The organism is Micromonospora sp. NPDC049101 (genome assembly GCF_040648675.1).
Lineage (GTDB): Bacteria > Actinomycetota > Actinomycetes > Mycobacteriales > Micromonosporaceae > Micromonospora.
The window spans coordinates 232,503-257,114 of sequence record NZ_JBEZED010000001.1 but is presented as its reverse complement, the minus strand read 5'-3'; the positions used below and the strand labels follow the sequence as shown (position 1 = coordinate 257,114).

General features: G+C 69.3%; 23 protein-coding genes. 10 read left to right on the top strand and 13 right to left on the bottom strand.

Features of this window, described 5'->3' with window-relative positions:
* Positions 1 to 2: 2 nt before the first annotated feature.
* The gene (locus AB0B57_RS01235) at positions 3 to 3,044 is read right to left on the bottom strand and encodes a BTAD domain-containing putative transcriptional regulator (RefSeq protein ID WP_357063763.1); all 3,042 of its coding nucleotides are present in this window, start codon (positions 3,042 to 3,044) and stop codon (positions 3 to 5) included.
* A gap of 59 nt (positions 3,045 to 3,103) precedes the next feature.
* Between AB0B57_RS01235 and AB0B57_RS01230 the strand changes: the two genes are divergently transcribed.
* Positions 3,104 to 3,859 (top strand): alpha/beta fold hydrolase, encoded by a 756-nt coding sequence (locus AB0B57_RS01230; protein ID WP_357063760.1) that lies wholly within the window; start codon positions 3,104 to 3,106, stop codon positions 3,857 to 3,859.
* Positions 3,860 to 4,009: 150 nt separating this feature from the next.
* Here AB0B57_RS01230 and AB0B57_RS01225 read toward each other — a convergent pair whose 3' ends face one another.
* Positions 4,010 to 4,468 (bottom strand): hypothetical protein, encoded by a 459-nt coding sequence (locus AB0B57_RS01225; RefSeq protein WP_357063758.1) that lies wholly within the window; start codon positions 4,466 to 4,468, stop codon positions 4,010 to 4,012.
* 175 nt (positions 4,469 to 4,643) lie between these two features.
* Between AB0B57_RS01225 and AB0B57_RS01220 the strand changes: the two genes are divergently transcribed.
* From AB0B57_RS01220 to AB0B57_RS01200, 5 genes are all read left to right on the top strand, one after another.
* Entirely contained in the window at positions 4,644 to 6,497 is a 1,854-nt protein-coding gene (locus AB0B57_RS01220; RefSeq protein ID WP_357063755.1) for an adenylyl cyclase, read from the top strand.
* Between the two features lie 192 nt (positions 6,498 to 6,689).
* Positions 6,690 to 6,836 (top strand): hypothetical protein, encoded by a 147-nt coding sequence (locus AB0B57_RS01215; protein WP_354822298.1) that lies wholly within the window; start codon positions 6,690 to 6,692, stop codon positions 6,834 to 6,836.
* The gene (locus tag AB0B57_RS01210) at positions 6,836 to 8,071 is read left to right on the top strand and encodes a putative sulfate exporter family transporter (protein WP_357063751.1); all 1,236 of its coding nucleotides are present in this window, start codon (positions 6,836 to 6,838) and stop codon (positions 8,069 to 8,071) included. The genes AB0B57_RS01215 and AB0B57_RS01210 overlap by 1 nt, the downstream gene beginning before the upstream one ends.
* A gap of 159 nt (positions 8,072 to 8,230) precedes the next feature.
* Positions 8,231 to 10,276, top strand: a complete 2,046-nt coding sequence (locus AB0B57_RS01205; RefSeq protein ID WP_357063748.1) for a discoidin domain-containing protein — start codon at positions 8,231 to 8,233, stop codon at positions 10,274 to 10,276.
* Positions 10,263 to 10,613, top strand: a complete 351-nt coding sequence (locus AB0B57_RS01200; protein ID WP_357063745.1) for a discoidin domain-containing protein — start codon at positions 10,263 to 10,265, stop codon at positions 10,611 to 10,613. The genes AB0B57_RS01205 and AB0B57_RS01200 overlap by 14 nt, the downstream gene beginning before the upstream one ends.
* A 467-nt stretch (positions 10,614 to 11,080) precedes the next feature.
* Here the strand turns inward: AB0B57_RS01200 and AB0B57_RS01195 are convergent, their stop codons facing one another.
* From AB0B57_RS01195 to AB0B57_RS01180, 4 genes are all read right to left on the bottom strand, one after another.
* On the bottom strand, positions 11,081 to 11,977 hold the full coding sequence (locus AB0B57_RS01195) for a Kiwa anti-phage protein KwaB-like domain-containing protein (protein WP_357063742.1): 897 nt from the start codon (positions 11,975 to 11,977) through the stop codon (positions 11,081 to 11,083).
* A 46-nt stretch (positions 11,978 to 12,023) separates the two neighbouring features.
* Positions 12,024 to 12,545 carry a hypothetical protein gene (locus AB0B57_RS01190; RefSeq protein ID WP_357063739.1) on the bottom strand — a complete coding sequence of 174 codons (522 nt, stop codon included), beginning with the start codon at positions 12,543 to 12,545 and terminating at the stop codon, positions 12,024 to 12,026.
* A 649-nt stretch (positions 12,546 to 13,194) separates the two neighbouring features.
* Positions 13,195 to 13,755, bottom strand: a complete 561-nt coding sequence (locus AB0B57_RS01185) for an NUDIX hydrolase (protein WP_357063736.1) — start codon at positions 13,753 to 13,755, stop codon at positions 13,195 to 13,197.
* 41 nt (positions 13,756 to 13,796) lie between these two features.
* On the bottom strand, positions 13,797 to 15,155 hold the full coding sequence (locus tag AB0B57_RS01180; protein WP_357063733.1) for a hypothetical protein: 1,359 nt from the start codon (positions 15,153 to 15,155) through the stop codon (positions 13,797 to 13,799).
* 193 nt (positions 15,156 to 15,348) lie between these two features.
* On the opposite strand from AB0B57_RS01180, the gene AB0B57_RS01175 reads away from it, so the two are divergent.
* The 3 genes from AB0B57_RS01175 (at position 15,349) to AB0B57_RS01165 (ending at position 17,433) form a co-directional block, all read left to right on the top strand.
* Complete coding sequence (locus tag AB0B57_RS01175; RefSeq protein ID WP_357063731.1) at positions 15,349 to 15,510, top strand: hypothetical protein; 162 nt, start codon at positions 15,349 to 15,351, stop codon at positions 15,508 to 15,510.
* Positions 15,497 to 16,648 (top strand): helix-turn-helix domain-containing protein, encoded by a 1,152-nt coding sequence (locus AB0B57_RS01170; RefSeq protein WP_357063728.1) that lies wholly within the window; start codon positions 15,497 to 15,499, stop codon positions 16,646 to 16,648. The genes AB0B57_RS01175 and AB0B57_RS01170 overlap by 14 nt, the downstream gene beginning before the upstream one ends.
* 404 nt (positions 16,649 to 17,052) lie before the next feature.
* Complete coding sequence (locus AB0B57_RS01165) at positions 17,053 to 17,433, top strand: hypothetical protein (protein ID WP_357063725.1); 381 nt, start codon at positions 17,053 to 17,055, stop codon at positions 17,431 to 17,433.
* Positions 17,434 to 18,188: 755 nt separating this feature from the next.
* Here AB0B57_RS01165 and AB0B57_RS01160 read toward each other — a convergent pair.
* The 3 genes from AB0B57_RS01160 to AB0B57_RS01150 all read right to left on the bottom strand — a co-directional run bounded on the left by AB0B57_RS01160 (position 18,189) and on the right by AB0B57_RS01150 (position 19,727).
* Positions 18,189 to 19,055: a metallophosphoesterase gene (locus AB0B57_RS01160; RefSeq protein WP_357063722.1), complete on the bottom strand. Its 867-nt coding sequence runs from the start codon at positions 19,053 to 19,055 to the stop codon at positions 18,189 to 18,191.
* A gap of 70 nt (positions 19,056 to 19,125) precedes the next feature.
* Positions 19,126 to 19,413: a hypothetical protein gene (locus AB0B57_RS01155; protein WP_357063719.1), complete on the bottom strand. Its 288-nt coding sequence runs from the start codon at positions 19,411 to 19,413 to the stop codon at positions 19,126 to 19,128.
* Complete coding sequence (locus AB0B57_RS01150; protein ID WP_357063716.1) at positions 19,407 to 19,727, bottom strand: hypothetical protein; 321 nt, start codon at positions 19,725 to 19,727, stop codon at positions 19,407 to 19,409. Before AB0B57_RS01150 ends, AB0B57_RS01155 begins: the two co-directional genes overlap by 7 nt.
* A gap of 180 nt (positions 19,728 to 19,907) precedes the next feature.
* Here AB0B57_RS01150 and AB0B57_RS01145 point away from each other — a divergent pair, with 180 nt between their 5' ends.
* Complete coding sequence (locus AB0B57_RS01145; RefSeq protein ID WP_357063713.1) at positions 19,908 to 20,759, top strand: alpha/beta hydrolase; 852 nt, start codon at positions 19,908 to 19,910, stop codon at positions 20,757 to 20,759.
* An 89-nt stretch (positions 20,760 to 20,848) separates the two neighbouring features.
* Here the strand turns inward: AB0B57_RS01145 and AB0B57_RS01140 are convergent, their stop codons facing one another.
* The 4 genes from AB0B57_RS01140 to AB0B57_RS01125 form a co-directional block, all read right to left on the bottom strand.
* Positions 20,849 to 21,865: a methyltransferase gene (locus AB0B57_RS01140; protein ID WP_357063711.1), complete on the bottom strand. Its 1,017-nt coding sequence runs from the start codon at positions 21,863 to 21,865 to the stop codon at positions 20,849 to 20,851.
* 53 nt (positions 21,866 to 21,918) lie between these two features.
* A complete protein-coding gene (locus AB0B57_RS01135; protein ID WP_357063708.1) occupies positions 21,919 to 22,425 on the bottom strand; it encodes a hypothetical protein in 507 nt (168 codons plus the stop codon).
* A gap of 146 nt (positions 22,426 to 22,571) precedes the next feature.
* The gene (locus AB0B57_RS01130; protein WP_357063706.1) at positions 22,572 to 23,201 is read right to left on the bottom strand and encodes a hypothetical protein; all 630 of its coding nucleotides are present in this window, start codon (positions 23,199 to 23,201) and stop codon (positions 22,572 to 22,574) included.
* Positions 23,198 to 24,604: a selenium-binding family protein gene (locus AB0B57_RS01125; protein WP_357063702.1), complete on the bottom strand. Its 1,407-nt coding sequence runs from the start codon at positions 24,602 to 24,604 to the stop codon at positions 23,198 to 23,200. Before AB0B57_RS01125 ends, AB0B57_RS01130 begins: the two co-directional genes overlap by 4 nt.
* Positions 24,605 to 24,612 lie beyond the last annotated feature (8 nt).

The following is a 24,612-nucleotide window of genomic DNA, read 5'->3' as shown; positions in this document are numbered from 1 at the left end:
GGTCAGAGCTGAGCCCGGGCCTCGCCCGGGCTCAGCTTCGCGCCCTCGGCGAGCAGCGCGTCGAACCGTTCCGGCCCGAGTTCGGCCCGCAGTCGTGCGGTCGTCCGGTCGGTGTCGTCGCGTTCGGCCGGCGCGGCGGGGGACTGCGTGGCGAGTCGGGCGGCGGCCGCGGCGCCCAGCAGCCGGGCGGCGACCTCGGGGGAGGGCACCGCCGCCGCCATCCCCTCCAGGGGGCCGACCGCGTCGCGCATCGTCGCCATCGCCTCGGCGGCCTCGAACGCCTCGATGTGCAGGACCAGCGCCGCGTCCGGGTTGCCGCCCTGCTCGACCGCGTAGCCCAACTCGACCAGGACCATGGGCAGGTAGAGCGCCGGCTGCGTCTCGCCACGGCCCAGGTCGACGAGTCGGGTGAGGTGCGTGACGGCCAGGTCGAGCTTGCCGTCACGGCGGGCGGCCATCCCGAGGCTCATCTCCGCGAAGACCAGCGCACCGGGCGAGCCCTGCTCCACCGCCAGCGCGTACGCGCGTTCGGCCAGCTCCCGGCCCTGGGTGTAGTCGCGGGTCTGCACGGCGAGCCACGCCAACCAGGACAGCTCGGCGCAGACCTGCGGCCAGAGCGCCAACTCCTCGGCCCAGCGCAGCCCCTCCCGGTGCAGTGCGACGGCGCGTTCGTGCTCGCCGCGCATGTCGGCCAGCCCACCCACCCACTCGGTCGCCCGGAGCCGGCCCCACCGGTCGCCGAGGTCGGCGAAGAGGGCCGCGCTGCGGGTCGCGGTGCGCTCCAGGGTGGCCTGGTCACCGTTGGCGTGCGCGAGGTGTGCCCGGGAGGTGAGCACCGCGGCTTCGGTCCACCTGTCGACGACGGCGGTGGGCAGCAGCTCCGAGGCCAAAGCCAGGTTGCCGTGCTCGATCACGGCGTTGGCCGCGAACCAGGCGGCGTGGCCGTCCGGTTCGACAGCTACCGCGGCGCGGACGTCGTCCGGTGCGATCGCCTCGCCCTGCGACAGGGCGAAGCCGACCCGCCACGGGGTCGCGCGGGCCTCCTGCACCGGGTCACCGGCCACGGCCAGGGCCCGCCGTGCCTCGGTGAGCCGTCCGCGCAAAAACCAGTACCAGCTCAGTGCGACCGCCAACCGCAGCCCGCCACCGTTGACCAGCGCCGAACGCAGGTTGGCCGTCTCCGCGTCCAGCAGCGCCAACCATCGTTGCTGGTCGGCGCCGCGCAGCTCGGGGTCGGCGCGTTCGGCCAGCTCGGTGTAGTAGTCGGCGTGCCGCGCGCGTACCTCGTCGGCGTCGGTCAGCCGGGCCAGGCCGAACGCGGCGACCGATTCGAGCAGCCGGTAGCGCGGCTGCGCACCGGAGTCGTCGAGCACCACCAGCGACCGGTCCACCAGCCGCGCGAGAGTGTCCAGGTCGGTGCGGCAGACCCGCTCGGCGGCCTGCGGGGTGCAGCCGTCGCGGAACACCGCCAACCGGGCCAGCACCTCCCGGTCGGTCGCGTCCAGGAGGTCCCAGCTCCAGCCGATCACCGCGGTCAGCGTCCGCTGTCGCGTCGGCACGTCCCGTTGCGCGGTGGTGAGCAACCGGAAACGGTCGTCGAGCCGTTCCACCACGCCCCGCACACCCAGCGCGCGGACCCGGGTCGCGGCCAACTCCAGTGCCAGCGGCAGCCCGTCGAGGCGGCGACAGAGCTGGGCCACCGCCGGCGCGGTCTGCTCGTCGAGCCGGAAACCGCGCTGTTGCGCGGCGGCGCGGGCGGCGAACAACCGGGCCGCCGCCGAGCGCCGGACCGTGTCCAGGTCACCGTCGCCCGGCACGGGCAGCGGGGGTACGTCCCAGAGCAGCTCACCGGTCAACCCGAGCGGCTCTCTGCTGGTGGCCAGCACGCGTACCCCCGGCACGTCGCGCAGCAGCCGGGCGACCAACTCGGCGGCCGACTCGACCACGTGTTCGCAGTTGTCCAGGACGAGGAGCACCTGCCGGTGTTGCAGGGCCGTGACCAGGCGATCGGCGGCCGACCGGCTCGTGCCGGCGGCCTCGTGGGCGCCCAGCACGGCGAGCACCTGCTCGGCGACGCCCGGGTCACCGGCCGGCAGCGGGGCCAGCTCCACCAACTGGACACCATCCGGAAAGGACTGGGTCCGGGCCGCCTCGGTGGCCAGCCTGGTCTTGCCGACCCCACCCGGCCCGATGAGCGTGACCAGCCGCTGCCGGGGCAGCAGCGCCCGCAGCTCGGCCAGCGCCTCGGCTCTGCCGACCAGCTCGTCGAGTTGCGCCGGCAGGCTGTTGCGGATGAGCGCGGCCTTCGGCGGTGCGCTCAGGCCGGCGTCCTGTTCGAGGATCCGGCGGTGCACGGCGACCAGCTCCGGGCCGGGGTCGAGACCCAACTCCTCGGCGAGGCGTTCCCGCAGGTCGGTGTAGCTGTCCAGCGCCTCGGACTGGCGGCCGGCCGCGTACAGCGCGCGTAGCTGCACCGCCCGCAGACCCTCGCGCAGCGGATGCCGGGCGATCAGCTCGGCGAGGTCGGCGGCGACCAGGTCGTGCTCACCGCGGGCCAACCGGGCCTCGGCCAGCCGCTCGTGCACGACGAGGCGCTGCTCGGCGAGGCGGGCCGCCTCGGCGCGGACGAATTCGGAGTCGGCCACGTCGGCGTACGCCTCGCCGCGCCACAGCCCGAGCGCCTCGGTCAACCTGTCGACGTCGTTGCCGCGGGCCAGCTCGGCGAACCGGTCGGCGTCGACCGCGGCGGTACGCAGCAGGTAGCCGGGCGGCCGGGACTCGACCAACTCGCGGGCCCCCGGCTCGGCGTCGTTGAGTGCCTTGCGCAACTGGGACACCCGCACCTGGAGCGCGCCGAGCGGGTTGGCGGGGGAGTCGTCACCCCACAGGTCGTCGACGAGGCGGTCGGCCGAGACCACCTGGTTGCGGTTGGTCAGCAGGTCGGCCAACAACGCGCGCACCTTTGCGCCGGGCACCACCACTGGCTCGCCGTCGTCCGTGGTCACGGCGAGCGGCCCGAGCACCCCGAACTGCACGGCCGACATCTTAGCGCCGGTAAGGCGACCGGAAGTCAACCGTAAGCGCGTCGGCGCACCGTGTGGTCATGGACATCTACTCCGAAACACACGGCAACGGTCCGGGTCGCCCGCTGGTGCTGATCCACGGCGCCCTCTCCGGCATCGACACCTCGTTCGGCACGATCCTGCCGCTGCTGGCGAAGACCCGACAGGTGATCGCCGTCGAGTTGCAGGCACACGGCCGTACTCCGGACGTGGACCGTCCGCTGACCGTGGAGCACTTCGCCGCCGACGTGGTGGAGTTGCTCGACCGGCTGGGCATCGCGCGGGCGGACGTGTTCGGCTGGAGCATGGGTGCGGCGGTCGCGCTGCGCCTCGGCACCGATCACCCCGATCGGGTCGGGCGGTTGGTGCTCGCCTCGGTGAGCTTCGACGACGACGGCCTGCACCCCGGCCTGCTGGACGGGATCCAGGACCTGCAACCCGAGCACCTGCACGGCTCGGAGTTCCACGAGGAGTATCTGCGGACCGCGCCGGACCCGGCGGGCTGGGCCAACCTGGTCACCAAGATGAAGGTGCTGGACGCGAACCTGCCGCAGTGGACGCCCGAGCAGATCCGTGCGCTGGCCGCGCCCACCATGATCGTGCTGGCCGACTCGGACATCGTCCAGCCCGAGCACGCGGTGCTGATGTTCCGACTGCTCGGCGGCGCGGTGCCCGGCGACCTGACCGGTCTGCCGGTGTGCCGGCTGGCCATCCTGCCCGGCACCACGCACACCTCGATCCCGCAGCGCGCCGACTGGCTGGCACCGATGATCGACGAGTTCCTGACCGAGGAGTAGAACGGCCCCCCACGCAGCGTCGATCATGGACTTATGGTGCCCACCTTGTCGGCCCGATACCCTTTTGTGCACCACCACAACTCCATGATCGACCGAGCGGGGCGGGGGCGGGGGCGCGGGGCCGAGCGGGGCGGAGGGTGGGGTGGGGGGTTATGGGGTTTGTTCGGATTTTCGGCGGACTGTGGCCAGCATTCGGCGGATGCCGATGGCGTGACCGCCCGAGGCCAGCAGGATGTGTCGGTAGAGGCCGCCGGTCAGGCCGGGGAAGACGGCGCACGTCTCGGCTCGGAGCCGGGATCGGCCCGGCCCGGCTGGTTCGAGGCGGAAGATCAGCGCGTAGGTGGAGAAGCGGTGGCTGCCCCGGAGAGTCAACTGTCGGCCGGGGATCGCGGTGGTCACCCGGAACCCGGGGAGCGTCGAGCCGGTGACGAGTGGTCGTGGCCCGGACGTGACGGGGTCGGCGGCGCTCACCAGCCGGGCGTACCCGGTCATCCCCGGCCGTGAGAAGGACCGCTCGACGACGTCGGTCAGGTGGGGCCAGGCCCGGTCGGTGTCCGCCGCGATGAGAGTGGAGTGTTCGTCCAGGTGGGGCAACGAGTCGATGGGCATCAGCGTCTCCTCGCGTCGGCCTCCATTCTCACCCGCCCCTGCCGAACTTCGCCGTCCCCGGTCATGGCGTGTGGTCGATCCAACGGGTAGAAACATGTCTACCCGTCAGAGAGCGCTCTCACCGCCCCCAGCTGTGCCGGCAGGACGCCTCCGGCCAGCGGAGAGGACGAACCACATGACAAGCCCGTCCCGACGTACCCTCCTGCTTGCCCTTCTGGTGACCACCGCGGTCGTGACGACGAGCACGGCCGCCACCGCCGGCCGCCCCACGCACGGCGCACCCGACTTCGGGCCCAACGTGACGATCTTCGACCCGAGCATGCCGGTCGGTGAGATCCAGCAGACCCTGGACGCGGCGCACGCCCGGCAGGTCGACAACGAGATGGGCACCGAGCGGCACGCCTACCTGTTCAAGCCGGGCACGTACGGCACGGCCGAGCAACCGTTGCAGGCCAAGGTCGGTTACTACACCGAGGTCTCCGGCCTGGGCGCCTCGCCGACCGACGTCACCGTCAACGGCAAACTCGAGGTCTACAACCGCTGCCTGGCCGACGGCGGCACCGGCAACTGCCTCGCCCTGGTCAACTTCTGGCGCACCCTGTCCAACCTGTCGCTCACCATCAACGCCGCCGGCCAGGACGACTGCCGGTCGACGGCGAACTTCTGGGCGGTGTCCCAGGCGGTGTCGATGCGCCGGTTGAACATCGGCGGCGGTGGTCTGTCGCTGATGGACTACTGCACCGCCGGCCCGCAGTACGCCAGTGGCGGTTTCATCGCCGACTCGCGGCTGCCGGCCACCACCAACGGCTCGCAGCAGCAGTGGCTGACCCGCAACAGCGAGGTCGCCGGTTGGTCCAACGCGGTGTGGAACCAGGTCTTCGCCGGCGTCGAGGGGGCGCCGGACGACGCCGCGTTCCCCGACCCGCCCTACACCACCCTGGAGACCACCCCGCTCAGCCGGGAGAAGCCGTACCTCTTCGTCGACGGCAAGGGCCGCTACCAGGTACGGGTGCCGGCCGCGCAGCGGGACAGCCGGGGCATCTCCTGGGCCGACGGCATGACGCCGGGGCGGACCCTCGACATCGGTGACTTCTTCATTGCCAAGCCGACCGACCCGGTACGCGTCATCAACGCCCAGCTCGCGCGCGGGAAGCACCTGCTGCTCACCCCCGGCACGTACGACATCGCCCGCAGCATCGAGGTCCGGCGGCCCGGCACCGTGGTGCTCGGCATCGGGCACGCCACCCTCACCGCGGTGAACGGCGCCATCCCGCTGGACATCGACGGTGTCCCCGGCGTGATCGTCGCGGGCGTCACGATCGACGCCGGTCTGGTCGAGTCGCCGGTGCTGCTGCGGGTGGGTCGCCAGCACGGTCACAATGCCAGCAGCCCGACCAACCCGACCACGCTGTCCGACGTGTACTTCCGGGTCGGTGGCCCGCACATCGGGCGGACGAACACCGCGTTGGAGGTCAACAGCGACAACGTGCTGATCGACCACACCTGGGTCTGGCGCGGCGACCACGGCGTGGAGGGCTTCACCGAGGGCGTCAACGGCGACACCGACCGCTGGCGCACCAACACCGGTCGCTACGGCGCCGTCATCAACGGCGACCACGTGACCGCGACCGGCCTGTTCGTCGAGCACTTCCAGCGCTACAACACGGTCTGGAACGGCGAGCACGGCACCACGATCCTGTACCAGAACGAGCTGCCGTACGACCCGCCGACGCAGGCCGACTGGATGAACGGCGCGGTGCGGGGGTGGGCCGGTTACAAGGTGGGTGACCGGGTGCGGCACCACACCCTGCACGGCGGCGGGGTGTACGTCTTCAACCAGAACAACCCGTCGATCCACACCGAGAACGGCTTCGAGGTCCCGAACCGGCCGGGGGTGCGGCTGCACCACGTCATGACCGTCAACCTCAGTGCCGGCACGATCGACCACGTGGTCAACGGTGTCGGCGCGGCGGCCGACATGACCAAGGTCGGCGCGCCGGTCTACCTCGCGCGGTACCCGGCCCCGTAACAGGTCTGGTGGAGCGGACGGGGGTCGGAGCCGAGGAGGCTCCGACCCCCGCTGTCGTCCCCGCCACGCGCACACCCTTGTATTCCTATCGGTTAGGTAGGAAAATTGGCCGGCGTCGCTCCACACCCCCCGTCCACGCGCTGTCCACCGATCCGGCCCGGCCGGATCGGTCCACCCCCATGGAGGTACGCCATGACAACCGATCAGCCACCGCCCACCCCGCCAACAGCCGGGGAGTCCCGGCTCGCGTTCAACGAGGACTGGGTGGCGACGATCCTCGGCCTCGCCCTGCTCGCCCTGGTCCTGCTCGGTGCCATCCCCGCCGGGCTGGTGCCCTGATGGCCACGGACGAGACCCGCACGGCCGACCCGGCCGCGACGGCTGTCGAGCCCCGCACGACCGACGGCACCCGCACGCCTGACGGCACGGCTGATCCCGCGCCGGTCAGTGGGCCACCGACGACAGTCGACCCGGCCGGCCCCACCGGCACGGCGCGTGACGGCCGGTTCTGGGCCTGGACGCTGCTCGGTCTGGTGATCGTTGTCGGTCTCGGCGCGCTCACCCGCTACCTGGAGCAGAACGTCCCCGGGTGGGCCGAGGGCACCGCCGTCGAGGACATCGGGGCGGCGATCGAGTACCCGGTCTACGCCATCCTGCTCGGCCTGCTGGGCAACGTCGCCGTCACGCTGCTCGGCTGGCGCGACCGGATCGCCGCCGCGTTCCGCACCGAGTTCTTCATCAAGACCGGCCTCGTGCTGCTCGGCGCGTCGATCAACCTGGCCGTCATCGCCAGTGCCGCCGGCCCGGCGATCGCCCAGGCGATCCTGCTGATCAGCGGCGTCTTCTTCTTCACCTGGTGGCTGGCCGGCAAGTTCGGCCTCGACGACAAGCTGCGCGCGCTGCTCGCCTCCGCGGTGTCGATCTGCGGGGTCAGCGCGGCGATCGCCGCCGCCGGCGCGGTCCGGGCCCGGCGGGAGCAGTTGGCCTACACGGCGAGCCTGGTCATCATCTTCGCGCTGCCGTCCATCTTCATCCTGCCCTGGCTGGCCGACGTGTTCGGGCTGTCCGACGCGGTGGCCGGCGCCTGGATCGGCGGCAACATCGACACCACCGCCGCGGTCACCGCCGCCGGGGCGATCGCCGGCGAGGAGGCGCTCCAGATCGCCAGCATCGTCAAGGTCACCCAGAACGCCCTGATGGGTGTGGTCGCGGTCGCGCTCACCGCGTACTTCACCCTGCGGGTGGAGCGGCGGCCCGGCGCGGAACGGCCGGGCCTGCGCGAGTTGTGGATCCGGTTTCCCAAGTTCGTCCTGGGCTTCATCGCCGCCTCGGTCATCGCCACCTGGTATCTCGACGGGGCCGGTGCGGACGGCAAGGCCACCATCGCCATCGTCAACGACCTGCGCGTCTGGTTCCTGATCCTGGCGTTCGTCAGCATCGGCCTGGAGGTGCGGGTCGCGTCGCTGCGGGAGGCCGGTTGGCGGCCGGTGGCGGTCTTCGCCAGCGCCACCGTGTTCAACCTGGCGTTGGCGCTCGCCTTGGCGTCCCTGCTGTTCCGCAACTTCTCGGTCTGACCGGGCCCGCGCCCCGCCCCTCGATGCCCGGGGGCGGGGCGCTCGACTCCTTCCGCTTCGCTGACGAATAATTTCATCGATCAGTCGTACTCTTGCGGTGCGGCAACCACTCCTGCCACGATGGCCGTCAATGCCTTCCGTCCCGAAGGAGTGGTCGTCATGGCGGTCTCCCGCCGCAGGTTCGTCACGTCGGTGTTGGCCGGGTCCGCCCTCGCCGCCACCTCCTCCGCCACCGAGTTCTTCGCCAGCCCCGCACAGGCCGCCAGTCCCCCCGGGGACGTGGTCGGCAAGGTGACGGTCGGCTACCAGGGCTGGTTCAGCGCGCCCGGCGACTCCGCGCCGATCGGTGGCTGGTGGCACTGGAGCCGCGACCGGTTCCAGCCGCCCTCGCCCGCGAACACCACGATCGTGTCCTGGCCGGACATGCGCGAGTACACGCGCAGCTATCCCACCGCGTACCCCAATCTGGGCAACGGCTCACCGGCCAGCCTCTTCTCCTCCTACGACCAGCAGACGGTGGACACCCACTTCCGGTGGATGCAGGAGTATGGCTGCGACACCGCCGCCCTGCAACGGTTCAACCCGACCGGCGACGAGGGGCCGACCCGCGACGCCATGACGCTGAAGGTCCGTGCGGCGGCCGAGCGCTACAACCGCAAGTTCTACATCATGTACGACGTCACCGACTGGTTGACGATGCAGTCGGACATCAAGACCGACTGGACGACGAAGATGTCCACGCACACCGCGTCCAGCGCGTACGCCCGGCAGAACGGCAAGCCCGTCGTCTGCATCTGGGGCTTCGGCTTCAGCGAGTCGAGCCGCCCCTTCGCCCCCGGGCCCTGCCTGGACGTCATCAACTGGTTCAAGGCGCAGGGCTGCTACGTCATCGGCGGCGTGCCCACCTGGTGGCGGCTGGGCAGGGAGGACTCCCGCCCCGGCTTCCTCGACGTCTACCACGCGTTCCACGCGATCTCGCCGTGGATGGTCTACCGGACCGACACCCTGGAAGGGCTCGACTCGTACTACAACAACGTCAACATCGGCGACCTGGCTGACTGCGCGGCGCGCGGCATCGACTACCTGCCCTGCGTGATGCCCGGTGACCTGGCCGGTGGGCACCGCCGGCACGGCGACTTCTACTGGCGGCACATCTACAACATGGTCCGGCTCGGTTCCCAGGGCCTCTACGTGTCCATGTTCGACGAGTACAACGAGGGCAACCAGATCGCCAAGACGTCCGAGACGCAGGCCACCACCCCGGCCGGGGCGAACATCCGCGCCCTGGACGAGGACGGTGTGGCCTGCTCCTCCGACTACTACCTGCGCATCACCGCCGACGGTGGCCGCATGCTCAAGGGGCAGCTCGCGCTGACCGCCGTACGCCCGACGTCACCGATGGTCGGCACCTCACCGCCGGCCACCGGAAACCTCGCCGCCGGCAAGTCCACCTCGGCGAGCAGCCAGAACGGCTCGTTCGCGGCGTCGAACGCTGTCGACTCCGACGCCGGCAGCTACTGGGAGAGCAGCGGCGGCGCGTTCCCGCACTGGTGGCAGGTCGACCTCGGCGCCAGCCACCCGGTCAACAAGCTCGTGCTGCGGCTGCCCGCCGGCTGGGGCGCGCGCACCCAGACCATCACCGTGCAGGGCAGCGTCGACGGCAGCTCCTTCTCGACCATCGCCGGGGCCTCGGCGTTCGCCTTCGACCCGGCGACGGGCAACACCGTCACCCGCACGCTGACGACCACCACGGCCCGCCACATCCGGCTGAGCATCGCCGGCAACACCGGCTGGGCGGCGGGCCAGCTTTCCCAGGTCGAGGTGTACGCCGCCAGCGGCACCACGGACAACCCGCCGACCGCCCCGAGTGGCCTCACGGTGACGGGCAAGACGTCGAGCAGTGTGTCCCTGGCGTGGGCGGCGTCCACCGACGACAACGGGGTGACCGGTTACCAGGTGAGGCAGGGTGGCGCGGTGGCCGCCACGGTGACGGGCACCACGGCGACCGTGAGTGGGGTTGAGCGCGTCCACCGCGTACACCTTCACGGTCACCGCACGCGACGCGGCCGGCAACACCTCCGACGCGTCCGCCGCGGTCACGGTCACCACGGACGCCCCGGCCAACGCGGACCTCGCCCGGGGTCGGTCGACCTCGGAGAGCAGTCACGTCCAGAGCTACGGGTCGGGGAACGTGGTCGACGGTGACGCGAACAGCTACTGGGAGAGTGCGAACGGCGCGTTTCCGCAGTGGGTGCAGGTCGACCTGGGTTCGGCGCGCACGGTCGGGCGGGTGGTGCTGAAGCTGCCGCCGTCGTCGGCGTGGGGCAGTCGGACACAGACTGTCGCGGTGCAGGGGAGCGTGGACGGGGGGAGCTTCGGGACGTTGGTCGGGGCGGCGGGGCGAACGTTCGACCCGGCTAGTGGCAACCAGGTGACGATCACCTTCAGCGCCGCGCAGACGCGTTACGTGCGGGTCACCGTCACCGGCAACAGCGGGTGGCCGGCTGGGCAGTTGTCGGCGCTGGAGGTGTACGCGAGCTGACCGGTTGGGTGGCCGCCGATCGGCGGCCACCCACAACCACAAGCGCACCTCGCCAAGGTCCACGCCACCCGGTTAACACTGACCCAAGCTAGTGCTCGGCGTTCAGCAGCTTCAATGCCGTGTGCTCGCTCGGCACTAGAAGGGCTTACCGGCCGTGCAGATCTGCCGGGATTCCTATGCTGACTATGCGCACGTGGCGACGATCGCAGCATGACCAGTCACAATGGCGAGCCATGTCTGCAGTGCGGGTGCGCGCCCGAGGGGCCGCAGATCTAAGGGCAGAGCCTTTCTAACTGCGCGGCCCTGCGTCTACGAGGAGGACGATGGGCTATCGGATTTCCGCAGACGATGTCATCAGTATGCTCAATAACTGGCGGTCATGCTGCACTCAGCCCTCATTTGGCTTCGCGGGCCTGCCGTCTACTGCCACTCAAGGAGGGCGATGTGACTCCTAGCGCAGGCCAAGTTCAGGCTGTACGGGCAGCCTTCTTGCTTGCCGCATACGAATCCCCGGAGAAGTCACCTTTGAAAAGATCCTCGTTGAGGAGCAATAGCAAATCCGTCTTGGTTTGAGCGTTGAACACCAGCTCGCCATCGTCAAGCAACAGGTCAGGCTCCAAGTCGTGATTTTTCATCTTCTCGACAAGCGCATCCGGCGTAAGCTTCATTAGATGCGGTTTTCGAAGTATCGCCTGAATCTTATTGCGGAGGATGGAATTCTTGCGAAGCTGCTCAGCTAGGTATACCTTGCTTCCCGCTTCGATTGGAAGTACCCCCGACAGTTCCTCCACCCATTCGCTAGTCTTTGCCAGAACAACCTCGGTGTCCTTGAAAAGAGCGTTGAAGCCCTTCTGGTTTAGGACAGTCACTGCGCCGTCGGGCGCGATGATTACGTCGAAGAACCGATCGAAAGCGAAGATCGGCTCGGTAACTTTGTCAAGCGATTCACGCAAGAAGGCCACGAGGCTTTTATCTCCCAACTTTATGGGAGTACCTTTCCTCACGAAGAGCGACTGCTCCTCGACCTTATCTCCGACGAGAACTGCGTACATCTGGAGCTTCTTCATCTCGTCTCGTTCGGCCGTAGGCTGCGACGGCCCTCGGCGGAGCGCTTCTATGACCTTATGGTCAATAAGCTCGTCGCCCGGCACCCTCAGGAAAGGGGCATCACCCTGATCGTCGTCAGGGGTGTAGTCACGCCCACCTTCCTCCTTGAGCTTCTCTGCATTCTCCATCACATATTCGCGAAGCGTCTTGGCGACAGTTCCGGCAACTGCGACGTGTCGACTGTGAACCGTTTTACCCGATCGCCAGGCGACCACCAAGGAAAGTGCTGCACTCGGGGAAACCATCAAGTCCGACACGGGCACACCTCTCGAAACTCAGGGAGAACCAATCCAGGATCTTGCGTTAGCCCGCCGCTACCTCAGTAGCGGCCTTACGTCTGGAGATTAAGACATTATCGCCGAAGCGAGTGGCAAGGAGGTCGTCGCCCACTATTACCCGCCTACGACTAATGACGAATCCTCTAAACGTCTGGCTATCCTGGACTTCAAATACTTGCCAACCAAATAAGTATAAGACGGGATTGATTTGCATTAAGTTTGTTCTGATATAAACGGCAGCCACGACGAGCAGGAAAAGAACGTAGGCAGCCAGGTCTTTGGGGGTGGGGATGGAGACAGTAAGGAATGGTAGTAAATAGCTAGCAAGGTAGCCGGCAGCCTGACTTCCGGCATCGCCGACCGAGCTTACATGGTACGCGCCAGGCGACTTGCCGGCGTCAAGTTTGAAGATGAGCCAGAACGCAAACATCCCAAAAACGGATAGACCAATACAGGCCAGGCGTAGCCAGAGTTGATCGAAGCGTATTGCCAGGAGCGCAAAAAGGGGCGAATAGGATGAAATGAACAGGAGGAACCTGATTACCACCCTGACCTCCAGCTCTATCCAGTCGACCTATCACTTAGTCTGTGTCAGATATCTGCCACGGACCCGCAGTGCCTGTTGCGAAGTTCAAGTAGCATCTTGCCTTGCCGGTACGACATGCCCGAACACCACTTAGGGCTCTGTCAAATTGCCCTATTCTGATCAAGGCGCAGCGCTCCACGGTAGGGGGGCGGCAGGCCCGGTCGGTGGCTCCCGCCCCGCTGGCCAGGTGGCCTGCCCACTGAGCCCTTGGCGGAAGTCGACGGGTCTGGCTGATAGCGCTCGGGGCTTCCGGCTGCCGCGCCATTTCAGCTCCCCGGAGACTGGCTTGTCGCCGGGGACCAGGGCCGGGTCGAGGCGCAGCTCCACCGCCTGGGCTACCGGCTGCACGACACCGGCAGCGTCGCCAGAAGCCCCGCCAAGCCAGCGAACGGCCCTCAGAACGAGGCAGTACCTCGGCCGCGTTCGAGGCCTACTGAGCCTCCGATCAGACGTGGCGAGGCTGTCAAATGCCACCCAACGACGACGAAGGTCAACTACAGCCGGGGACTCGGCCCGTTGGCGTCCTCGCTGGCGGGCATCCGGGTCGATGGCATCCGGCAAATCGTCCAGCTCAGAGTCTTGGTCGGCTCCCCGAATGGTGCACTACGGACTAGCCCACCCGTCCGCCGGTTTGTTTTGCAGTCCGTGACCGGGGCCCTGCTTTGTGTTCAGCTTCATCGACGGTGGAAGGTAGGACGACCGCGCCGCCGGCAAGGTACAGCGGAGCGTTTAGGTTACGAACGTTCATCGCCGCCTGGACTCGTGTGGCGACGTTGTCGGGAAGGCGCTGCTCGGCTTCTGGGGGCGAGAAGAAGGCGGCGTCCTCCAACTCCTGCCCTGGGAGATCGAGACCATCGAGGTTGGCGATCGACCCGCAGTCGAACGTGAAGCTGATGATCGCGCGTGGCCGCTGACCGGCGGGCGGTGCCCAGTCGACGACGAGAAGACTGCCCACGGCCATCGAGATCCCCAACTCCTCTCGGATCTCACGGGCGCAGGCATCATGTGGGTATTCGCCCTCGTCGACATAGCCGCCGGGGAAGGCCCAGTGGTCGCGGTACGTGGGCTTGACGAGCAGCACGTTGCCGTCGGGATCGGTGATGAAGGCTGCGGCAGCGGCATAGAAGGAAGCCAGGTTGGCGTACCAGGTGGCGGGCTCCGTCCAGGTCACCTCGGTGACGCTAGCGGATGGGCCGAGGTGGGGCTCTCGCGCTATGCGGCCGTCGGCATGGTCGCGAGCGTGTGGAGGACTTCGTTGACCTGGGGCGATGCCCGCTGCGGGCTGAGGATGGTGGTGATTTCGCGGACGCGCTGTTGAACACGCGCCGACTGGATGCCCGCAGCGTGCTGCGCCAACTCCCGAGCCCAGTTGCAGGCGGCGTCGGTGTCTCCGGCGCGGGCATGAGTCATGGCTACAAGCGCGGTGTGCAGGGCACGCGTCCGGATGTTCTTGCTGGCGAGGCTCAGAGCATCGGGAGCGTGGCCGAGGGCCTGCGCGTACAGATGCAGGTCACCCAGGCACCTCAGCGAGGCTCCGGCGAGGTGGGCTGGGCTGAAGTAGGTGACCCAGCGTGGGCCGGGGTCTGGGCCTGTGCGGTCGAGAGCATGCTCGGCTCTGGCGAGCGCGAGCTGGCAGGCACGTCGCTCGCCTGACTGGCCGTATGCGGTGGCGGCGGTGGCGTGCAGCCGAGCGAGTACGGCCGCCGGTGCACGCCCTGCCCCGTCGATGGCCGCTTCGGCGAGGCGGGCCGCGTCCCGGGCGTGGCCCAGGTGTACGGCCTGGGTGGCGAGGTTGGCCAGCAGGTGAGCACCGTACAGGCGATCATCGGCGGCCTTGGCGAGCCGCAGGGCGACGGTCACGTGTTGTTGGGCGCTGGCGTGGTCGCCCGCGTCGTACGACATGAAGGCGAGTTGTCCGCAGAGCGTCGCGGCTGCGCGCATGAGGTCGCGTCCCACGGCTTCGGTGTAGGTGCCGTGCATCATGAGGGTGACCTGGCGTACGAGGAAGTCGGCCATAAGTGTCCGGGTGCGCGGCGAGCCGCTGCCGTGACGTCGGTCGAGATCGGTGAAGTGATCGGCCAGCGTGTAGAGCGTTTGAACGTCGGTGCCCGTGACCTGCTGTCGGCCGTTCCGGCTGACCGTCTCGTCGCGGAGGTCGTACCGCCAACCGAGCGCCGCCTGTAACGCCTTGCCGCTGTCGAACGTTCCGTTGGCCTGCTGGTTGAGGTGCTTGGCCAGCGTCGTCCAGATCTGCTCGGCGGTGTCGATCGCGCCACCGACCGACGCGGGGTAGATACACGTTCCGATGCTGTTGGACGCACCGAAGCCCAACTCTGTGGCGGCAACCGATCGACCGAGCTTGCGGGCAAGTATTTCCGCCATGGCTGCCTGGACGTGCTCGCCGGGTCGGCGACCGCGCAACCACCAGTAGACGCTGGCCGCGTCGTAGCGCCAGGTGCCCTGGTCGCGACCGGCGTGGTTGAGTTGGCGAGCGAATGCGGCGTGTGAGTTGCCGTAGCCGGCGGCGAGCAGCAGCCCTTCGAACGCCGCGTTCGTCACCGGTCGCGCCACGGTTCAACCTCCAGGCATCAGCCAACTACAACTAGTGACGAGCCTATGGGTTGATTCGGTCCTTTGGGGACCGGCGCAACCCCGCGCAACCCGCGTCCTGAGCAGCGCAATGGCGCGCATCGCTTGCCATCTGGTCCATCCCCTGGTGGCGGGCTTCGCTGATCACCGGAGGCCATGGGCGACGGAGGTGGGAATGCGGGGCGACGAGCCGGCAAGCAAGGGCGAAGAGTCGGACGCGGTTGAGCGGGAGGCGGCCAAGCAGCGCCTCCTGGCGCAGGCCGAGGCGGAGCGCGTACCGGTGGAGGACACGACCCGTGCGGTCCCGGATCGGCGGTGGCGGCGTGACCAGCGATGACCTGCCGATCGGCCGCCGGGTCGCGCGCTGGCGGGTACGGCGCTCGATGACGCAGCAGCAGCTCGCCGACCGTCTCCGTAGGTCGAAGAGCTGGGTCGACAAGGTTGAGCGGGGTGTGCGCGCCCTGGACCGGTACTCGGTGATCCACGAGGTGGCCGAGGTGCTGCGGGTCGACCCGGAGGTGCTGCTCGGCCAGCAGCCGCAGCGGACGCCGGTCGGCGCGCTCGGCGGGGTGGACGACATCCGGGCCGCTCTCGCCCGCTACGACACACCGGAAGTCACCCGGCAGACGACGGAAGAGGCGAGAAGGCAGGTCGGGCACGCCTGGTTGACCTACCAGCATGCGCACTACGCGCAGTTGGTGCGGGTGTTGCCGGGTCTGCTCGATGCCGTGCAGGGCGTGCGGGCACCGGAGTTGCGGGTGCAGACGTACCGGATCACCTCAGCATTGCTGGTCAAGCTCGGTGAGGCCGACCTCGGGTGGCTGGCCGCCGACCGGGCGATGGCCGTGGCGGGTGACGATCCGGCGCTCGCGGCGACGGCGGCCGTGTCGGTCGGGCAGGCGTTGCGCGCATCGGGCCGCGACCGTCTCGCCCTGGCCGCGACGCTCGCCGCCGCGAACCGCATCAGGCCGCAACGGTCGCCGGGGGAGTGGGCCGTGGGCGGGACGCTGCTGCTCCAGGCGGCTCTGGCCGCCGCCGGCTCCGGCGAGCACCGCCGCGCCGACGAGCTGACCGACCGGGCCGCGGGCGTCGCCGCCAACCTTCGGGGGTACGACGATGAGCACCGCACCAGCTTCGGGCCGGTTGCCGTCGACCTGGCGCGGGTGCTGGTGGCGGCGCAACGGGGGGACGCCGACGAGGCGGTGCGTCGACATGTGAGTGTCGTCCGGCGGGAGGCGTGGCGACGGCTGCCGGCCGAGCATCGGGGCTGCTACCTGCTCGACGCCGCGCGGGCGTACCTGCAACTGGGTGACCTGCGTGGCGCGGCACGCGCCCTCGTCGACGCGGACCACGTCGCGCCGGCCGAGGTTCGGTGCCGGCCGTTGGCGCGTACCGTGATCGCCGAGATCGCCCGCGCGCAGCCTGCGCCGGCTGGCGTGGCGCGACTGGCGACGGTGGTCGGTCTGACCCGCTGACGGACGAGCACCGGCGCAGGGCGGCGGCCGGATTGATCCTGCGCACCCCATCGGGCACCGAACCGCCCGCCACTCGCGCGGGTAACCCAGCTTCGGCACCCTCGCCGGGTCGGCGGGACGCACCTTCGACCCGGCCAGCGGCTCCTGCGGCATCCACCCCGGCATTGGGGTGCTCCTGTCCGCCATCCCGGGCCGGGATGTGGTCCTCGTGCATCCGTCGCACGCCAATCCATGACGATCATCAACCCTCGTCCGGACGCCAAGCCGACAGAAGGGGATTGCCGAGACGGCCGACAGGAATCGGGGTAGAAAAATGCCAGCGGGCCGGTTACATTGTCACAATGTAAGCCGGCCTTCGTCTCATCGGCAGCGGGGGGCGGTCGTCAGATCGACGAGGAGGACGAATGATCGTCAAGCGAAGGCTCATGGCAGGGCTGTCCACTTTCTTGCTGTCGATCGGAGCTGGCGCCTTCGTGGCGGCAGCTCCGGCTCAGGCGGCTCTCGCGGACTGCTCTGACAGCCCCCAGTTCTGCCTGTATGACTATTGGCTCAGTCCCTCCGAGCCGCCGTACCCCGGGAACACGCCCCGCAATACGTGCATCAAGCTGCAGAGCTTCGACGACGACTTCGTCATTAACCTGACCAACACGAGGTGGTACGTGTTCCGCACCACCACCTGCAACGGCTCCCACGGGGAGATTCCCCCCGGCTATGCGGGCCTGCTCCCGGCCGGATACGACTTCGGACAGACCCACGCGATCATGCGAACCAGCAGTACCAGCTAACCCCGAGATCACATTCGTCGTGCCGCCACCTGGGTGAGTGGCACTGAGTGTCGCCCATTGGATAATCATTTATGACGTTCAATCAATAAACGTTCGGGTGGCATCGGTTCTGTCAAGACGATGGCTGATGGCGACATTCGACGACGGCGGCGTGAGCACGTGGACGTCTCCGAATTAGCTGACCTTCCACCGGATCCGCACCCGGTGCCGGATCACTGCGACGTGCCATTGGCGACGAGGGGCGGCAGAAGTTTGGTTCTCCGCTCAGACTGCATCGACAGTAGGCGAATCGCGTCCGGTCGCTCGCCTACTGTCGTATGTCTGCGCGAGTCGCTGCTCTGGTTGCCCCTCACTCCCGCGCTGCCTACGAAGCAGACGAGCGCGGTCTGGGCCAGGCGCCGCGCGGGCGTACCTGCAACTGGGTGACCTGCGTGGCGCGGCACGCGCCGTGGTCGACGCGGACAGTGTCGCGCCTGCCGAGGTTCGGTGCCGGCCGTTGGCGCGTACCCTCATCGCCGATGTCGCCCGCGCGAAGCCGGCGCCGGCCGGCGGGACGCGACTGGCGACGTTGGTCGGCCTCATGGGCCGTGAGTGGCCGGGTCAGCGTCCCGACTGTTGGGAGAGCGCTGATGATCGACTCGGGTTTGGTGAACTCGCGGTGTCCGAGCCGCTCGGACACCGCGAGTTCCTGAAAACCGAGTCGATCTTGGGCCCGCGCGCCGACCGCGCGCCGGCGTGGCGCGACGGTGTCGGTCTTACCCGGTGACGGACGCGCGTCGGCGCAGGTCCTCGGCCGGGTCGATGGTGCGCACCGGGTCGGGGACCGAGCCGCGTCGCCGCCACTCGCGCGGGTAGCCCAGGGAGACCTCTTCGAACCGCACCCCATCGTGGAACGTCGTGCGGGGGATGTGCAGGTGCCCGTAGACCATCGTCGCCGCGCCGAAGCGCAGGTGCCAGTCGCGGGTGCGGACGGTGCCGCACCACTGGGCGAACTCCGGATACCACAGCACGTCGGTGGGTTCGCGCACCAGTGGGTAGTGGTTGACCAGCACGGTCGGCAGGGCCGGGTCGCGCTCGGACAGCCGGCGCTCGGTTTCGGTGACCCGGGCGTCGCACCACGCCTCCCGGCTCGGGTAGGGGTCGGGGTGCAGCATCGCCTCGTCGGAGCAGACCACCCCGGCCTTGTACGCCAGATCCAGCGACTCCTGTTTGGTGCGCGCGGCGGGCACCCGGAACGTGTAGTCGTAGAGCACGAAGAGCGGGGCGATCGTGGCGGGGCCGCCCACGCCGTCCCAGACCGGGTAGGGGTCTTCCGGGGTGACGACCCCCAACTGTCGACACATGCGGACCAGTTCCTGGTAGCGCGCCTCCCCACGGAGTTGCACCGGGTCGTCGGGCGGCGTCCACAACTCGTGGTTGCCCGGTGCCCAGACGACCTTCGCGAAGCGGGTGCTCAGCAGCGCCAGTGCCCACTCGACGTCGGCGTACCGCTCGGCGACGTCACCGGCGACGAGCAGCCAGTCGCCGTCGTGGTCCGGGTGTAGCTCCTGGACGAACGAGCGGTTCTCCGGGTACGCGATGTGCAGGTCACTGACGGCCCGCAGCCGAGGCGAAAGACTCACCCTCCGAGGCTAGGCCGTCGCGAGCCGATCCGGACACCCCTGTCCTGCCGTCTCGCGCCAGCGGAGGCGGTCAGCAGAACCAGCCGTCCTGCACCCAGCCGCGTCGGTTGATATACCCGTACGCGAAGCCGTAGACGTAGCCGCCGCTGCGGGGACCCTCGACCAGGAAGGTCTGCCCCTGGTAGAGAGTGCCCATCCAGGCGCCGTTGGGTTGGGTGCGGACGAACAGGTCGCTCGCGCACACTGTCTCCCGTTGGCCGATCGTGCCGTTGGCGGCCTGCGCGGGGGACGGCAGGGTCACGGTGGCGGCGACGATCCCGGCCAGCAGGCCGGCGACCGTCCGACGTCGGGTCACCATGAGTCGTACCCGCCGATGCACTCGGCGCGCAGGTAGCCCCAGTCGTTGGGGCCGAAGTCGAACGACGCCGCCCACCCGTTGTAGACCGGGTGCGCCCCCGGCGTGTGGCCGATCTTGTTGCCGTAGACCAGGGTGCGCTTGAGGCCGGTCGGCCCGCCGGCCGAGTCGTAGTTGGCGTAGAAACTGGCGCTCTGACAGACCACGATGGCGTGCCGTGGCACCACCGGGTCGGCGTGGGCCGGCGTGGCGCCCACTGCGACCGTGGCCGCTCCGATGGCCAACGCGGCGACCCTCGTGCGCATTCGTCGGGGCATGCCCACCTCCCGTACGCCGAAACTTTCCTACCGGCGAGCGTACCGATGAGGTTGATAAATGTCGATGGTGCGGTGGTCGGGTGAGCGCCTGCCGGGGTGCCTTCGGTGGCCCGCATATCCGGCGACCCGACGGGAAAGCGCGGGGGGTCCGACAGCCCGAGACCGGAGCAGGAGACAAACATGCCTTTCATCACCGTGGGGACGGAAAACTCCGCACCCATCGACCTGTACTACGAGGATCACGGATCCGGTAAGCCGGTGGTGCTGATCCACGGCTTCCCGTTCAACGGGGCGACCTGGGAGAAGGAAACCAGGGCGTTGCTCGAGGCCGGATACCGGACGATCACCTACGATCGCCGCGGTTACGGCAACTCGGCGCAACCAGCCTTCGGGTACGACTACAACACGTTCGCGGCGGACCTGGACGTGCTGATGACCGAGCTGGACCTCAGCGACGTGACCCTGGTGGGGCACTCGATGGGCACCGGCGAGGTGATCCGCTACCTGGGTAACTACGGCTCCCAGCGAGTGAGTCGGGCCGTGGTGCTCAGCCCGCTGCAACCCATGTTGGCCAAGGCCAGCGACAATCCGGAGGGTGTCGAGCGGAGCCTCTTCAAGGGCTTCCAGGACGCTATCATCAAGGATCGCTTCGCGTACCTGACGTCGTTCTGCGACGCGTTCTTCAACCCGGATCAGAACATGGGCAAGCGGGTCAGCGAGGAGGCGTACCGGGCGCACTGGCAGATCGGCGCCATGGCCTCCGGTAAGGCCACCCACGACAGTGTGGACGCCTGGCAGGAGGACTTCCGCCCGGACCTGCCGAAGATCGACATTCCGGTGTTGATCGTGCAGGGTGACCAGGACCGGGTGCTGCCCTACCCGGTGACCGGCCAGCGACTCGGGCCGATGATGCCGACCGGCAAGCTCATCACGCTCAAGGGCGCGCCGCACGGCATCCCGTGGACGCACGCCGAGGACGTCAACAAGGCGATCCTGGAGTTCATGAAGCAGCCGGCGAAGGCTCGCGCCTGACCCGTACCGGTAGCCGATCGGACGCCGGCACCGTGCGGTGCCGCGACACCCGGCCCACGGTTCGCACCGGGGCCGGGTGTCGCCGGCGGTCAGGGCCGGAGGGCCACCACCGCGCCGTTGGCGCCCGGGGCGTCGAACGGCACGGTACGCACGTCGACGAAGCCGGCGTCGGCAAGCCAGGTCCGGTATTCCGCGCCCGAGTAGTTGCGCCCGCCCTCGGTCTCGACGAGCATGTTCATCCCCATCAGCGCCGCCTCCGGTGGCCCGGTGCGTTCGTCGTTGAGCAGCAGCTCGCAGACGACGATCGCCCCACCGGGCGGCAGCGCCGCGTGGCAGCGGGCCAGCAGCGCCCGGTTGGTGGGCTCGTCCCAGTCGTGCAGGATCATGCTGAGCAGGATGACGTCGTGCCCGCTCGGCAGCGCCGGATCGACGAGGAAGTCACCGGCCACCGCGTCGATCCGCCCGGTCAGACCGGCCTCGGCGATCCGCTCCCGCGCCCGGACGCACACGTGCGGCAGGTCCAGCACCGTCGCCCGCAGGTCGGGCAGGCGGCGGCAGACCTCGATCGGGAACGCGCCCGCCCCACCGCCCACGTCGAGCAGCCGTTGATGGGCGGAGAAGTCGTACGCGTCGGCCAACGCGCTGGCGGTGAAGCTGGACGTGGAGAACATCGCGTCCCAGAACTGCGCCAGCATCGCCGGGTCGGCGGTGTCGAACATCGACTGCTGGGACTCCGGGTCCCAGGTCAACGGTCGATCGGTGCGCAGGGCCTCGCCGATGCGATGCCAGGGCAGGTAGGTGCGCAGGTCCGAGTAGCGCACCTGCGCGCCGAAGTAGTAGGGGCGGCCCTCGACCAGGAACTGCTCGGCCAACTCGGTGTTGCGGTAGCCGGCGCCGGCCTTCTCCAACAGGCCCAGTGAGGCACTGGCGGCCAGCAACAGGTCCGCGGGCCGGTCGGGTAACCCGAACTCGGCGGAGACGTCCTCCACGGTCATCGTCCGCCCGCCGGCCAGCCGGGTGAACAGGCCGAGCTCGACGCCGACCGCGAGGGTCTTGAACCCCCACACACCGGCCACCAGGCGCATGAGGGGAGTCGGAGTGTTCATCGCGACATGAGATCACAGATCGACTCCCTCCACTATGGGCGCGGGTGGCCGGGTCAGAAGGCGCTGATGTCGAACCGCGTAGCCGTGGCGCTCACCGGGCCCCGACCGACCTCGTTGCCGTCGATGTCGAGCGCCCGGTAGGTGCCCTCGCTGGTCAGCCTGTCGCCGTTCACCTGGGCGTGGTGCAGCGCCCGAACCTCGCCGTTGTAGCGCAGCGGCTGCCCCTTCAGGTCGTGCGGCAGCACCTGCCACAACAGGAACGTGACAGTCCGTCGGCCGGTGGCCTCCCACCGGCCGGTGGCGATGTGGATGCCCTGCGCGAACGACAGGAAGAAGCCTCCGGGCAGGAAGGTGAACAGGGCGACCTCATCCTCGTGCGGCAGGGTGACCACACCGCGCCAGGTGCCCAGCACCGGGCTGCCGGACACCCCGTGGCCGGGCGGGGCCGCCTCGGCCACCCCTCCCGTGCCCATCGCGGCACCGAGTGCCAACGCGCCAACCCCGGCGCCCGCACCGGCGGCACGTCGCAGAAACCGCCTCCGGTCAACGTCATCTGTCATGGGAAACACCTCGCGGATCGCTCGAACGGTCAGGACCGAGAACGACCGTATGGCGGTGGCCCGCCCTCCCACATCGATCGATGGAATGCGAGTCCCGCGTAGCCTGTCCGTCCTTCGGCTGAGCCGGCCGGCCGAAGGACCGACGTTCACGCGCGGATCAGCGTCACCAGCCCCGCCGCGACAAGCACGCCGGCCCACAGCCGATCGACGTTGAACCACGCCCGGCGCAGCACGCCGACCCCGAGCACCTGGTAGACGAGCATCGCCACGGCCACGGCAACGCCGAGCATCGCCGCGGTGTGCACCCCGGCCGCGGCGAGCCCGGTCAGCGCACCCACCGGTGCGGCGGCCAGGTGCCCGGCGTGGCCCCCGGGCACCGGCTCGGCCACCAGCACCGGCAACAGCATCAGCCCCGCGCCGTGCGCCGACGACATGAGAAACGACCAGCCGGCGAGCTGCGCCGAGGACAGTCGCATCCCCGCCCAGCGGAAGTGCCGCTCGGACAGCAGCCGCCACAGCCCGAAGGCGACGAGCAGCACGCCGCCGACCACCGCGAGGGCGGTACTCGCCGTCACCGACCGGGTCGCGGTCACCAGCGCCGCGACGATGGCCACCGAGGCGAGATGCCCCGCCGCGATCGGCGGCAGCGACCGCAGCAGCGCCGCGCGGCTGCGCTCCTGCAAACCCCGGGCCACCGCGAACAGCCACCCCATCGCCGGGTTCAGACCATGGAACGCGCCGAGCGCGGCGAGCGTCGCCAGGGTGGCGACGGTCACGGAAAGCAGTACGAGTCGGAGGACGCGTCCCCGCCCTGCAACCGGGTCTGGTGCACCCGCAGCCCGCGGAACTCCTCGCCGTGCGGGAAGAACCGCTCGTCCGGGGTGAGCCCACCGGCGTCGGTGTCGACGTCGAGCTTCGCCAGCCAGGCACCCACCCCGTCGGGGTAGAACTGGTCGTCCCAGGCGCCGTAGAGGGAGTTGCTGACGTAGACCCGTCGGCCGTCCCGGCTGACCTCGACCATCTGCGGGCCGCCCGCGAGGGCCTCGTCCGGTGCGGACGGGTGGGCGGTGCGGCGGACGATGCCGCCGAGGTGCACCGAGCCGGTGTGCACCGGGTGCAGCGGGTCGCTCACGTCGTACTGGCGCAGCTCACCGGTGCCCCAGCAGGAGACGTAGAGGAACCGGTCGTCCACTGACAGGTCGATGTCGGTCACCAGTGGCGGCACCGCGCCGAACGGCTTGAGCAGGTCGGGCAGGTCCGCCGGGTCGGCCGGCTCGGCCGGGATGTCGATCACCTTGGTGACCGCCCAGGCGTCCCCGTCGCGGTGCCACAGCCAGACCGAGGCGGACAGGTCCTCCACACTGATCACCACCCCGACGAACCCGTACGACTTCGTCGGGTCGTGCGCCGGGCGCAGCTCCAGCGGCATCTGGTATTGATCGCCCAGGTCGACCCGCTGCACGTGGCGACGTTTCGCGAGGTCCCAGAAGTGGATGGCGTGGCCGTAGCGGCGGCCCAGCAGCAACTCACCGATGATGCCGTCCTCGATCATCGACGGGGTGCCCCACTCGCTGGTGACCAGCACGTCCTGGGTCAGGTGCCACCACACGTCGTACGCGAGGAACTGCGGACCCCGGTCGGCCTCCCACGCCCCGCGGACCTCGAACGTGGTGTGGTCCAGGATCGCGATGCCGCCCGGCCCTTCCGCGCCGTCCGCGCCGCCGAGGGCGGACAGGTAGATGCCGTCCGGGCCACAGTGCACCGTGTGCGGCCGGGAGTAGCCGGCCCGCTTGGCCAGCTCCTCCGGCCCGATCACCTTGACCACCTGCGGCTGGCGCGGGTCGGGCTGGGTGTCGAGCACGTGGATGCGCGACGACCGCAGGCCGGGCACGATCAGGTAGCGCCGCTCGACGTGCGGGTGCGGTGCGGTCGGGCAGAGCGCGCTGCTGCACGCGTTCCAGCCGAAGTGGTGCAGCTCGTCGCCGAGGTGCGGCAGGTCGGTCCAGCCCACGACCCGGCCGTAGTCGGGGGAGTCGGGGTCGGTGTCCAGCACCACGATGGCGTCCGGGCGGCTGGCCGTCCGGTCGAAGGCCGCCACGTAGGCCAGCTTCTCCGCCGGTGCGGTCACCGCCTCGCGGGGTGAGGGATAGAACGTGGGGTCGGGGGTCCAGCGGGTCATCACAGCTC

What these genes read in the sequence shown, in the direction of transcription:
- AB0B57_RS01235 (WP_357063763.1), bottom strand. Translation starts at nt 3,044, where the DNA reads ATGTCGGCCGTGCAGTTCGGGGTGCTCGGGCCGCTCGCCGTGACCACG.
- AB0B57_RS01230 (WP_357063760.1), top strand. Translation starts at nt 3,104, where the DNA reads ATGGACATCTACTCCGAAACACACGGCAACGGTCCGGGTCGCCCGCTG.
- AB0B57_RS01225 (WP_357063758.1), bottom strand. Translation starts at nt 4,468, where the DNA reads ATGCCCATCGACTCGTTGCCCCACCTGGACGAACACTCCACTCTCATC.
- AB0B57_RS01220 (WP_357063755.1), top strand. Translation starts at nt 4,644, where the DNA reads ATGACAAGCCCGTCCCGACGTACCCTCCTGCTTGCCCTTCTGGTGACC.
- AB0B57_RS01215 (WP_354822298.1), top strand. Translation starts at nt 6,690, where the DNA reads ATGACAACCGATCAGCCACCGCCCACCCCGCCAACAGCCGGGGAGTCC.
- AB0B57_RS01210 (WP_357063751.1), top strand. Translation starts at nt 6,836, where the DNA reads ATGGCCACGGACGAGACCCGCACGGCCGACCCGGCCGCGACGGCTGTC.
- AB0B57_RS01205 (WP_357063748.1), top strand. Translation starts at nt 8,231, where the DNA reads ATGGCGGTCTCCCGCCGCAGGTTCGTCACGTCGGTGTTGGCCGGGTCC.
- AB0B57_RS01175 (WP_357063731.1), top strand. Translation starts at nt 15,349, where the DNA reads ATGCGGGGCGACGAGCCGGCAAGCAAGGGCGAAGAGTCGGACGCGGTT.
- AB0B57_RS01165 (WP_357063725.1), top strand. Translation starts at nt 17,053, where the DNA reads ATGATCGTCAAGCGAAGGCTCATGGCAGGGCTGTCCACTTTCTTGCTG.
- AB0B57_RS01155 (WP_357063719.1), bottom strand. Translation starts at nt 19,413, where the DNA reads ATGGTGACCCGACGTCGGACGGTCGCCGGCCTGCTGGCCGGGATCGTC.
- AB0B57_RS01150 (WP_357063716.1), bottom strand. Translation starts at nt 19,727, where the DNA reads ATGCCCCGACGAATGCGCACGAGGGTCGCCGCGTTGGCCATCGGAGCG.
- AB0B57_RS01145 (WP_357063713.1), top strand. Translation starts at nt 19,908, where the DNA reads ATGCCTTTCATCACCGTGGGGACGGAAAACTCCGCACCCATCGACCTG.
- AB0B57_RS01140 (WP_357063711.1), bottom strand. Translation starts at nt 21,865, where the DNA reads ATGAACACTCCGACTCCCCTCATGCGCCTGGTGGCCGGTGTGTGGGGG.
- AB0B57_RS01135 (WP_357063708.1), bottom strand. Translation starts at nt 22,425, where the DNA reads ATGACAGATGACGTTGACCGGAGGCGGTTTCTGCGACGTGCCGCCGGT.
- AB0B57_RS01125 (WP_357063702.1), bottom strand. Translation starts at nt 24,604, where the DNA reads ATGACCCGCTGGACCCCCGACCCCACGTTCTATCCCTCACCCCGCGAG.